The organism is Paenibacillus sp. FSL P2-0089 (assembly GCF_038595095.1).
GTDB classification, from domain to species: Bacteria; Bacillota; Bacilli; order Paenibacillales; family Paenibacillaceae; genus Paenibacillus_AQ; species Paenibacillus_AQ silagei.
Genome location: NZ_CP152006.1, coordinates 849245 through 861138, shown reverse-complemented (window position 1 = coordinate 861138; position 11894 = coordinate 849245). Strand labels below are relative to the sequence as shown.

The 11894-nt window shown below is 54.6% G+C and carries 9 protein-coding genes; 2 read left to right on the top strand and 7 right to left on the bottom strand.

What is annotated here, in order from left to right; genetic code table 11:
• Nucleotides 1-21 precede the first annotated feature (21 nt).
• The 4 genes from NST69_RS03500 to NST69_RS03485 form a co-directional block, all read right to left on the bottom strand.
• Complete coding sequence (locus NST69_RS03500) at nucleotides 22-2226, bottom strand: alginate lyase family protein (protein ID WP_342550071.1); 2205 nt, start codon at nucleotides 2224-2226, stop codon at nucleotides 22-24.
• 48 nt (nucleotides 2227-2274) lie between these two features.
• Nucleotides 2275-3144 carry a carbohydrate ABC transporter permease gene (locus NST69_RS03495; RefSeq protein ID WP_036723143.1) on the bottom strand — a complete coding sequence of 290 codons (870 nt, stop codon included), beginning with the start codon at nucleotides 3142-3144 and terminating at the stop codon, nucleotides 2275-2277.
• Nucleotides 3145-3168: 24 nt separating this feature from the next.
• Entirely contained in the window at nucleotides 3169-4077 is a 909-nt protein-coding gene (locus NST69_RS03490; RefSeq protein WP_036723142.1) for an ABC transporter permease subunit, read from the bottom strand.
• A gap of 78 nt (nucleotides 4078-4155) precedes the next feature.
• Nucleotides 4156-5727, bottom strand: a complete 1572-nt coding sequence (locus tag NST69_RS03485) for an extracellular solute-binding protein (RefSeq protein ID WP_342548499.1) — start codon at nucleotides 5725-5727, stop codon at nucleotides 4156-4158.
• A gap of 222 nt (nucleotides 5728-5949) precedes the next feature.
• Here NST69_RS03485 and NST69_RS03480 point away from each other — a divergent pair, with 222 nt between their 5' ends.
• Entirely contained in the window at nucleotides 5950-7755 is a 1806-nt protein-coding gene (locus tag NST69_RS03480; RefSeq protein WP_342548498.1) for a histidine kinase, read from the top strand.
• Nucleotides 7742-9358: a helix-turn-helix domain-containing protein gene (locus tag NST69_RS03475; protein ID WP_342548497.1), complete on the top strand. Its 1617-nt coding sequence runs from the start codon at nucleotides 7742-7744 to the stop codon at nucleotides 9356-9358. Before NST69_RS03480 ends, NST69_RS03475 begins: the two co-directional genes overlap by 14 nt.
• Nucleotides 9359-9729: 371 nt before the next feature.
• Here the strand turns inward: NST69_RS03475 and modB are convergent, their stop codons facing one another.
• The 3 genes from modB to NST69_RS03460 all read right to left on the bottom strand — a co-directional run bounded on the left by modB (nucleotide 9730) and on the right by NST69_RS03460 (nucleotide 11883).
• Nucleotides 9730-10392 carry a molybdate ABC transporter permease subunit gene (gene modB / locus NST69_RS03470; protein ID WP_342548496.1) on the bottom strand — a complete coding sequence of 221 codons (663 nt, stop codon included), beginning with the start codon at nucleotides 10390-10392 and terminating at the stop codon, nucleotides 9730-9732.
• Between the two features lie 30 nt (nucleotides 10393-10422).
• Nucleotides 10423-11166: a molybdate ABC transporter substrate-binding protein gene (gene modA / locus NST69_RS03465; protein WP_342550069.1), complete on the bottom strand. Its 744-nt coding sequence runs from the start codon at nucleotides 11164-11166 to the stop codon at nucleotides 10423-10425.
• Nucleotides 11167-11502: 336 nt separating this feature from the next.
• Entirely contained in the window at nucleotides 11503-11883 is a 381-nt protein-coding gene (locus NST69_RS03460; protein ID WP_342548495.1) for a hypothetical protein, read from the bottom strand.
• Between the last annotated feature and the right edge of the window lie 11 nt (nucleotides 11884-11894).

Below are 11894 nucleotides of genomic sequence, written 5' to 3'. Positions count from 1 at the left end.
GCGTTGCTTAGTTCTGTTCTGCTATCCTCTAGGACCACTAATAACAATAACATCCCGGTTATAGCTGCCCCCGGCAAACGCGATGCCTTCCGGCTCCGTCTTGCGGGGCAGCAGCGCTTCAGAGATAATATTGCCGGTATGGTCGAGGTAGCTCGTGACATCGACACTCTTATGATAGAGGCAGATGTCATCCACCCGCTCCTCCATATCGATACGCAGCGCGGTTGCCTCCTGCACGGAGAGTAATTCCCCTTGCTGCCGCACAGGCAGCCGTTCGGCATGCACCTGCGGCTTCGCTGCCCCGAACGGAACGGCAAGGGTTACGATGGCTGCACTGCCGGTTAGGGTAAGGGAACGCTTCATGACCGGACTCTCGTGATAGTGCCCCTGCTTGAAGATCAGGCCCTGCTCCAGCGTCAGCCGGTCCTCCGCCAGCCCGGAGGGCAGCGGCTTCAGCAGCAGATTGGCCCCCTCAAGCTGCGAGACCACTTCCCCGCTGAGAGAATCGTAGGTTGCTGCACCCGGCGGCAGGTGGAAATACTGCTCATAGCGGTGCTGCCCTTCTGCTTGGAACAGGTCCACGATCAGCCAATAGCTGTTCTTGACGAACAGCACCTTACGGGAGTGAACCACCGGATCTTCGTACCGGGTATATCCGTACTGGCTTGCAAAAGCATAATCATAGACTTCACTAAATTGCGTGTCCCAGATTCTGCAGCTCGCCGTAGGCGGCGTATTCCAGTGGAAGCTGCGGACATGCTGGTCCTGACCGTCGACAACTACAGTGTTATGGGCACGGGTCGAGACTGTATATTTACGTTCTTTGTTCCACTCGAACAAGCCCATACCCGAATCCGCCAGCAGCTCACGTCCTCCGGCGTAAAGCACCAGGCTGAGCGCATCGGAATGCGCATGCCCGCCGATCCCGACACCTGCCCGCATCGCCATGTACATATCGTCAGGACTCCAGCCCTGGCGCGAGGTTACATAACCGCCTGCCGGGAAGCAGGCTGCCGTCTCCGCCGGCTCAACAGCCTTGAGCTGATCATACTCCGCCGCAGCCTCCGGCCCCACTCTCCACAGCAGGGAGAACGGCAGCCGCTCATGACCCAATGCCTTGAAGTCCCCCCGCTGGTACAGGTAAGCGCCCAGGCTCATGACATTACGCAGCTCGCTGAGCACCTGAACATCGGTATCGCCGAACTTGACCAGCTGCCCGTCCGGTGCCAGCAGATGCATCGTGACGACATACATCTTCTCCAGCGTCTCCCGGTATTCTCCGGCATCGATGCCGAGCTTCTGGTACAGAACCACCAGTTCATACAGCTCGCGCATGACGATCAGGTGGTAATTCGGGCTGCCCTCGAACTGTACCCCGTCGGGGTAGACGTTCTCAAGGATGTATCCCGGCAGCTTACGCCCGGCGTATTCCAGCCACTCGGCGGAATCCTTCAGCTCAGGCAGAAGCAGCGCCGTCTGAGTCAGCCCCCGGAGCTGCATGCAGACATGATTGCCGCCGCTCGCATGGTATTTGCGCACATATTCGCCGTGCTGCTGGAAGGACTGAATCAGCTTCAGCTTCACCTCAGGCTCGAAGGCCGGAGAGCCGAAGAAGGTAATGAAGGCTTCCGGCAGCATGAACATCCGCACACCGGCCGAGAGGGGGTCCCAGCTACAATGCTCCGCCCGGAACGTACCATCCACCGGCATAGGGTTATCGTCAATGAAATGACTGATCATATCATTGAAGCATTTGGCGTATTTATCATCCCCGGTCAGCGCGTAGGCTCTGGACAGACGCTTCACATAGACGAACCGGGTCAGATGCAGCTGATACTGCGAGCTGTCGAACAGCCAGCTGTTCCAGTCGTAGCTTCCGTTCCGGAAGACCACTCTTTTCCCTTTGAACAGGGGGATATCTCCCTCCACAATCCGGTCCGCCTCGGTAATATCCTGCTGCGCCTCCTCCTCTCCGCTGTAATGGCTGGCAGCGTACGCCTTCAGCTTGGGAACATCCTTCACATCAAAGTAGTATCTTCCGTTGTTACCCGCTGCAATGACTTCTAAATAAGCATCCCGTGCACCGGGGACATCGCCTATATCCAGCTTAGCCGCTACTCCGGCAAGCTCCAGTCTGGTCAAGTCCAGCCTCGTGCTTAAGAATTCTTCAGCAGATAACTGCGGCTTAGTGTATGCGGGATTGTGCCGCAGATCTTTATACCCCATAGTCAATTCTATCATCACCTTTATCTTCGCGGATCTCTCCGCCTGAGTCTATTCCTTAATCGAACCAAGCATTGCTCCCTTGGCAAAATACTTCTGCAGGAACGGGTACACTATGACGATAGGCAGCATCGCCAGCAAAATGGCCGCATTCTGGACATTGGGTCCAAGGTTGGCCGCAAGCGAAGCATCCACCGCTGCCTCTGCCGAGATATTGGAGGCGCTGATCGCCACCATCTGCCGTAGGAGCGGTTGAATCGGCCAGCGTGTCGTATCATTCAGATAGATAACCGCCGAGAAGAATTCATTCCAGAACTGCACCATGAAGAACAGGGTGAACGTGGCGATAATCGGCTTGGACAGCGGCAGCACGATCGAGTAGAGAATCCTGAATTCCCCCGCCCCGTCTATTCTTGCCGCTTCGTCCAGACTCTCAGGCAGGCTCTGGAAGAACGAGCGGATGACCATGATATTGAAGGCACTGGAGGCTGCCGGAAGCACTACCGCCCAGTAAGAATCGATCAGACCCAGATTTTTGACGACCAGATAGTTCGGAATCATGCCCCCGTGAAAGATCATCGTGAAGAAAATAACCAGGAGCATGATCCGGCGTCCGGGCAGAAATTTCTTCGACAGGGCATAAGCCAGTGTAATCGAGACAAACAGGCTGAGCACCGTGCCCATCGCCGTGATAATTACAGAGTTCTTGACGGAGGTCAGGAACGTATTCGCATTCAGCAGATAGCTGTAGGCGTCCAGTGTCCAGTGCTTGGGCCAGATGAAGAAATTCCCGGCCATCGAATCTCCCGGCGGACTGAACGAGACCGCGATAATATATAGAAAAGGCAGAATAACCAGCAAGCTGATTAAGCAAATCATGACTACAATAATGGTGTCAAACCAGGTTGCCTTAAGCTTCATAACCTCTCCACTCCTGTTCTTGTTCTAGAATATGCCTTCCTCACCCAGCAGCTTCGCCGCATAATTGGCCCCGAGGACCAGGATCAGACTGGCAACGGATTTGAACATGCCTACGGTAATCGCGAAGCTGTAATTGAATTGCTCCAGACCGACATGGTAGACGAACAGATCGAAGACATTGGAGACATCCAGGTTAAGGCTATTGGTCATCAGGAAGATCTGCATGAAGTTGGAGTCCATCGAGGAGCCCAGACGGAGCAACAGCAGAATCACGATGGTCCCTTTGATGCCGGGGAGGGTGATATGCCAGATGCTCTGCAGACGGCTCGCTCCATCCACCTTGGCTGCTTCATACTGCTCAGGGTTAATTCCCGCCAGTGCCGCCAGGAAGATAATCGTGCCCCAGCCCGCATCCTTCCAGATGGACTGGAAGATGACCAGCGGCCGGAACCATTCATTGCTAACCAGGAAGTTGGCGCTGCCGTCGAACCACTGGCCGAGGTAATGGTTAATGACGCCCGAAGGCCCGAAGAAGGAAATCGTAATCCCGTAAATCACGACCCAGGAGAGAAAATGAGGCAGATACACGATGGTCTGCGAGACACGCTTGAACACCTTGAGCCGCACTTCATTCAGGAGCAGCGACAGGAGGATCGTGAAGGGGAAATAAATGATCAGATTCAGCAGACTGATCAGCAGCGTATTTTTCAGCAACATATAGAAATCGGAGGTTCCGAAAAATTGTCTGAAATTATCCAGCCCCACCCAGGGACTGTCCATCATGCCCTTAAACGGGCTGTATTCCTTGAAGGCCAGAATGAGTCCTGTCATCGGAATGTAATGAAAGGTGAGAAAGTAGAGAATACCCGGTGCTGCCAGTAAGTAAAAAGGCCATAGCTGATGAAACCGTTTGGGTCGTAAAGCTCTCTGCACAGGCTAAACCTCCTTATCCAAATGGGCAAAAGAAAGGGGAAAGCCCCCTCCTTTGCCTCTGTATATAGTGTTGTTGTATTACTTCGCGGAATGCTCTGCGTTATACTGGTCCTGCAGTTCCTTGGTGATCTGCACGCCCGGACCCTCCGTCCAGGTATCAATCTCCTTCTGCACATCCTCCCAGGCTCCCTCGCCCAGCACATACTTCGTCATGACCGCACTCATCTTCTTATAGCTGTCCGGATTCTTGCTGGCGTACTGTGAGTTGTAGCTGAGGAACGGATTCTCCACCCCGATTTTGCTGATCGTATCGAGAGTTGTCTTTTGCAGCGCCAGGATGTCCGGCTCCTTGGAGTTGGCGTATACATATGGATCTGCGCGGTTCTCCAGGATGAAATTGTTCGGCTTATCCAGCTCATACTGCTTCTTCTGCTCCTCGGTCTGCACCGCAACCCCATTCTTGAAATCGCTGGAATGGATGCTGGTGACTCCCGCTTTGGAGAACGCTACATTCTCTTCAGAGGCCGTGAAGTCAAGGAAGTCTACAATCTGCTGCACCTTATCCTCCGGCACGGAGCTTGGAACCGCCCACAGTCCGTAGTACCCGGATAGTACAGAAGCGCCCTTCTGTCCGTTCGCGCCTTCAAGCACATCGACAATCGCGATTTCGGCCTTCGGGTCTGTCTGCTTCAGCTTTTCTACGTTGGTCTCTACAATATCACTGACATTCCCGACAAAAGCACCCGCTGTGCCCGCAAGGAACTTACTCCGCGCCTGCCCCTGGTTCTTCAGTACCGGCGCATCCTTGTCGATCAGGCCCTTGCTCCACGAATCTCTCAGCCATTCCAGGAATGCCTTGTATTCAGGCGTCTGGAAATCACGGACCACGTTGTCGCCGTCCAGCTTCCACACATTAGGAATGCCAAAGGCATACTGGATCGGGAGGACACCCGAGAACGGCCCGGGGCTGTTCACACCGTCTGAACCGTAGATCGTGAACGGGATGGTTTTGCCGCCGCCTGCCGGGTCCTTCTCCTTGAACACCGCAAGCGCATTCGTCAGCTCATCCATGGTCTTCGGAACCGGCAGATTATATTTATCCAGCCAGTCCTTGCGGATCAGGATATTGGCTTCGCCTCCGCCGTACAGACCGCGCGGCCGGGGAATCCCGTAGGACTTGCCGTCAATCTTGGCACCATTCCAGACCACCTCATCAATCTGGCTGATATTCTTGGTCTTCGCAAGGTAAGGCGTCAGGTCATGAAAAGCGCCCATTTTCACGAGGTTGTTGAATTTATCATCCTTGCCGCCATCCATCAGCAGCAGATCATAGGAATCTCCGGCCGATACTGCCACAGAGAGCTTATCCGTATAGGCTTCGGATGGTACGAAGGTTACGTTCAGATCTACATTGCCGCGCTTCTCCAGATCCTCCAGTGCCTTGTTGTTCGTCATCTCCGGCGGATTGCCGAAAAGAATGGTCATGGCCTTGATGCTGGCCGGCTTGCTAGCCGCACCGCTTGGTGTACTGCCTTCCGGTGCCGCTGTGCTGCCTGCCGCTGAATTATTACCGCTGCCGCAGCCCGCCAGTGCAGTTACCATCAACGCCGCCGAAGCTACAAGCGGTACAAGCTTTTTTGTAATATTCATTGTCATCCCCCATTTGCTTGTATTGATTGCGTTTACATCGTGCTTACACTTTGGATTATAGAAGACGCCGGAGCTTAAGAACATGCCGGATTCCAGCCAAAGTGTCACCATTTTTAAGATTTGCCGGGCCGCAGGTATCTCCATGTCCGCCAATGTACTATAATCTGTTTAGGATAGCCTGCCCGGTATCCGTAGTCCAAAACCCTTAACGGATGTGACGCTATGAATTCACCGTTTTTCAGCTTTTTGCGGCGGAGCTTCTATATTAAGATGATTGTGGTCATGTTCGCCATCTCGGTGGTTCCGCTGATTGTGCTGTCCTTCATCTCTGTAAGCGTATCCAGCACGACGGTGGAGCAGCAGGTGAACCGCCTGAATGCCCAGCTCGTCAATCAGGTCGTGGACCGGATTGAATTAACCATGACCCGGCTGCGGGAGCTCAGCGAGCAATACTCGCGGATCTCGTCCATTCAGAGCGCGCTGGTATCGCCTTCTGCCCAATATTTTGAAGAGGTGGTCCGCAAAAAGGATCTGATCTCCGTGCTCAGCGGCGCGTCCGCCATCATCGGGAATGTGGAGGGCCTACAGGTCTATTCCGCCGTTACAGGAGAGGTTCTCTCCTCCACGGAAGCCCCGGCCATGCTGGAGGAGTCCCCGTACCGGCCGCTGATTGAAGCGTATCTGGCTTCGGGACGGCCGAATCTTTTTCTGGACAAGCATTCGCTGCCTGAGCTGGCTATTCTGAATTCGTCTACCTATTATATCTCACGCGTTCCCTTCGACTTATATAAGGACCTGAAGGGCGTGCTGCTGATCTCCATGAATAATAGCCAATACCAGCAGCAGATTGAGAATATCCAGCTTGGAAGCGAGGGCTCTATCTCCCTGCTGACGGAAGACGGCCTGACCATTGCCACGACCAGCAAGCTGGATAAGCAGGCGGATAAGCAGCGGGTTCAGGAGATTCTGGGGCGCTGGAAGGAGCTGAAGCGCCCGGATCAGTTCGCGGCAGGCTCCTCTATTGTCTCTGTCAAGCAGACCTCCACCTACGACAAGTGGATCGTGCTCTCGGAGATTCCGTCCAAGGAGCTGACGGCCAGCGCCGAGATTATCCGCCGGACGGTTACTTATTTTCTGCTGATTCTGGTCTGTCTGGGGGCGCTCTGTGTGGTCGGCTTCGGGTATCAGCTCTACCGGCCTCTACAGGCTGTGAAGCGGCAGGTCGATGCTCTGAAAAAAGGGAATTTCGATGCCCGGGTCACCCATTTCGCCAATAATGAAATTGGGGATCTGGGCCGGATGCTCAATACCATGGCTGTCCGCATACAGGATCTGCTGGCAGACCTGCATGATTCGGAGGATCTGAAGCGCAAGCTGGAGATCCGGGCGCTGCAGTCGCAGATCAACCCCCATTTCATGTACAATACCCTCAATACGATCCGTATGTTCGCCATGATGAAGGATTATGAGAAGATCAACTCCCTGATGGGACGGCTGGTGGCCTTGCTGCGGTATTCGATGGAGAATTTCGAGCAGACGGTGCAGCTCCAGCAGGAGCTTGATTATCTGGCGGATTATGTCGGGCTGCTGAATATGCGCTACAAATGCCAGATTCATCTGGAGGCTGAGATTGAGGAGCCGCTGCGGGGCATGATGATTCCGAAGCTGGGTCTGCAGCCGCTGATTGAGAACTCCGTGTTCCACGGCATTCTCCCGCGCAAGGCACCGGAAGGGCATATCCGTGTGCGCGTATACAGAAGTCCCGGCGGGAGCCATATTATTGTACAAGTCGAGGACGACGGGAACGGTCTGGAAGAGGCTGAGCTGAGGAAGCTGCAGCTCCATCTCCAGCAGGAAGAGTCTGCCGAGAACATCGGACTGCAGAATGTATGGATGCGTATGAAGCTGCTGTTCGGGGCGGAGACACAGATCCTGCTCACCAGCGCTCCGGGCGAAGGCTTGACCATCCGCATGCTGCTGCCGTCCGGGAACGTTCTGATTAAGGAGGAACATCATGAATCACTATAGAGTTGTCCTTGTGGAGGACGAGATTCCGGCAAGAACGGTCTTCCGGCATTTCATTGAAGAGCGCGCTGACCTGTTCACCCTTGTCGGCGAAGCTGAGGATGGCCGGGACGGGCTGGAGCTGTTCCTGAAGCATAAGCCGGAGCTGATTGTTACCGACATTACAATGCCGGGCATGAACGGGCTGGAGATGCTGCGCGAGATCGAACGGAGCGGGGCACCTGCCCCGCAGATCATTATCCTGACTTGTCATCAGGATTTCCACTATGCCCAGCAGGCCATTCATCTGAAGGCGGCTTCCTACCTGATTAAGGATGACTGCCTCTCCGATCCGGGCCTGCTGACCCGGACGATGGAGGAGCTGGCAGTCCTGGCGGATTCACGCGGCGAGACGAGAGACAATTATCTGCAGCTGGAGCAGCAGGTTCGCCTGAGCGAAGTCGAGATCGAGCAGAGCCTGTTCCTCGACATGCTGCGCAGCCCGGCGGCTGAAGCCAAGTGGCTGCGCAGTCTTGCGGACTCGCAGCTCCCGCTTCACGGCCAGGGCTTCATGACCCTGCTGCTGGAGCTGGACCGCAACTCCCTGCGCTTCCCGATCGACCAGCTGGAGGAGCTGAAGCTGTGGCAATTCGCCGGGGTGAACGTGCTGAAGGAGCTGCTCGGCAGCATAGGCCCGCATAAGGTTATCGCCCTCGACAAAGGGCGGTTCCTTGCCCTGTATACCGACAGCTTCAAGACGGAGAGACCCCGCTTCCTGGAGCAGGTGCTGGAATCCTTGGCCGCGAATCTCCGGATGAGCTGCATCGCCCTGCTGTGCAGCTTCGAACAGGGACTGGAGGACCGGCCGGAGGCACTGAAGCGGCTGGCTTCGGCGCCGTATCCGTTCTTTTACCGCTGCAATGAGCTTATCGGCATTGGGGAGTGGGGGCAGCTCTCCAGCTTCCAGCGGATTCCTGAGCCGCAGAGCCGCTTCTGGAGCAAGGTGCTGAAGAAAGCGCTGCTGGAGCCGCATCTCAGCACGGCAGCTCTGGAGCAGGAGCGCCAATCCCTGCACCGTCAGGCGATGGAGCAAGCCTGGGACCCGGAGCAGATCAAGTCCCTATATCTGCGAGTCTTTCTGGATATGAGCCATAACGTTATTGGGGCGGAAGGCGGGGCGGATCTCGAAGCAGAGCTGCGTGTACAAATCGAGCTGTGCCAGACATTCAACGCTGTACATGAGATCACCTGCGATCATTTCCGTAAGCTTCAGCAGCTTCAGGAGGGCGGCCGGAAGATCGATGCCTCCATCACACGTATCATTCAACAAATGCGCGAAGATCTCAGCTATCCCTACAAGCTGGAGGAGCTGGCCGCTTCGATCAATTACAGCGTGCCCTACTTCAGCTCCATGTTCAAGAAGGCCGTCGGCGAGAGCTTTGTCCAATACCTGACCCGCCTGCGAATCGAACAGGCCAAGCTGCTGCTGCTCACCACCGACCACAAAACCTTCGAAATCTCCGAATCCATCGGCTTCGAGAATTACCGGTCCTTCAACCGGATCTTCAAGAAGGAGACCGGCGTCTCCCCCTCCGACTACCGCCGGCAGGGAACACACAGCATATAAATTGGACTATGGGGCCATCGGCTGGGCGATTGTGGTCGGTTTTTCGATTACATTTGGCCTACGCGCCGCCTTCCGTCCAATTGTAGTCGGTTTTTCGATTACATTTGGCTTACGCGCCGCCTTCCGTCCCATTGTAGTCGGTTTTTCGATTACATTTGGCCTACGCGCCGCTCCCGGTCCTATTGTAGTCGGTTTTTCGATTACATTTGGTTCATAGGCGGTCGGCACGCCGATTGTAGTCGGTTTTTCGATTACATTTGGTCCATGGGCCAGCGGCTGTCTGATTGTGTCCGGTTTACCGTAAACAACCCCCGCCTTCACCGGAAATCCGGTGAGGACGGGGGTTGCTCTTGTTAACCTGTAATCATCCGTCAGGAACGGCGGTTCACGAACATCAGCATAAGTGCGGAGATGACAATGATCGAGCCGACCCACATCCAGGCCAGCGTCATATTGCCGCCATCCACTGCTACATAGATCGCGGTAGGCACGGTCTGGGTGCGTCCCGGAATATTGCCCGCCACCATAATCGTTGCCCCGAACTCGCCCAGCCCGCGGGCGAAGCCGAGGACATAACCGGCAGCCAGCGAACGCCCGGCCAGCGGCAGGGTCACATAGCGCAGCACCTGAAGCTCGCTGGCTCCCTGCGCCCTCGCTGCATCCTCAAGGTCCTTCTCTACCCCTTCGAAGCCTGCCTTGACCGTGCGGTATACCAGCGGAAAAGCAACCACAACAGCGGCAATGACTGCCGCCCCCCAGGTGAACAGAATCGTTTGCTCCGTGAACTGTTCATACAGCCTTCCGATCCAGCTTCGCCGGCCGAGGATCACCAGCAGGACGAAGCCGACCACGGTTGGCGGCAGCACCAGCGGCAGCAGCAGGACCGTTTCGACCAGGCTGTGTCCGAAGAACCGGCTTCCCGCCATCTTCCGGGCAGCCAGTGTGGCCAGCAGGAACACGATCATACTGGTTAATACCGCAATCTTGATTGATAACCAGACCGGGGCGAAAAAGTCGGTCCAATTGATCTCCATCTATCTTCACCCCATCTTAATGGTAGTTAGTTATTTAGCCAATTGAAAGCCGTAGCCGGTGAAGACGGAACTTGCAGCAGCAGTCTGCACATAACTGTAGAACGCTTTGGCCTCCGCCTGATGCTTCGAATCCTTAACAATGCCCACCGGATAGTTAATCGCCTTGTGTACATGGCCGCCCACCGTCAGGGCGATCTTCACCTTCTTCGAGGTTAACGCATCCGTCTTGTAGACAAACCCGGCATCTGCATTGCCTGTCTCCACATAAGACAGCACCTGGCGGACATCCTTGGCGAAGACCAGCTTGCTTTGCAGCGTATCCCATACCTTCTTCGCGGTCAAGGACTGCTGAGCGTATTGTCCGGCCGGTACCGATTCCGGCTGGCCTACGGCTACCTTTTTGAAGGCTGGAGCGGTAAGGTCAGTAATGGTTGTAAGCTTCGTGTTCGAATCGGAAGGCACAACGGCGACCAATTGATTCTTCAGCAGCGCCTTGTGGTCTGCAATCAGCCCTTTATCCACCAACGCGTTCATCTGCTTATCGCCTGCCGAGAAGAACAAGTCGGCCGGTGCTCCCTGCTCAATCTGCTTCTGTAGCGTACCTGAGGCGCCATAATTGAACACCAGCTTAATCTCAGGATGCTGCTTCTCATACTGCACAGCAATCTTGTCCAGACTATCCTGCAGACTCGCTGCTGCGGAGACAATAATCTCCGTCTTCTTCACTGCCGCCTCAACCTCTCCTGCTGAACCCGCCGACACGCCCGCCACCATAAGCAGCACCAACAATCCCGCTAACCACTTCTTCAGCACACTCCATACCTCCCAATCCCTATTCTTTATTTTGATCATATTCTAGCAAGTTAAATCGAATTATACAATGCATTTGATTATGTTTGTATATGTTTAGTTATAATTAGTATCAAAACACCCCCACAAAGTGCAGCTTTAGCTTCGATGATGACTCAGGTACTTTGCGGGGACCCCAAAACATATAAATCCTAACAAAATAGGGACTCCCCTAATCCATACAACAAAAAAACCCCGCCCTATGTATAGGGAAGAGGCCTGTTCTAAGTCTATTCGCACTAAACTTCTCACCAGTTCCAGTTATTCGACCTTGAAAGCAACCTTGAAGCTTCCCTTGGCATCTTCCCCCTTGATTTCAATCCGGTATTTCCCGTCCTTCCCGGCTTCCACCTTCTCGGTACCTGATTCATTGGTTACCAGTTCAGTAAGCACCTCATTATCCGGCCCGTATAACTTTATGGACAGCTGGCCCTTTTCCACCTTGGATTTGTAATCGATGCTGATCGTTTCGCCGCTTTTCATGCTCAGCTTCTTCTCCTCTGTGCCCGTAAAAAGCTTGTAGGAGCCGCTTATTTTGCTCTTCGTGCTGGACCCGACGTACATTATTTTCTTGTCACAGGAAGTCAGCAGCACCGACGCCATGACGATCAAAATACCCAGTTTCATCCATTTATTCTTCATATCCCTAACAC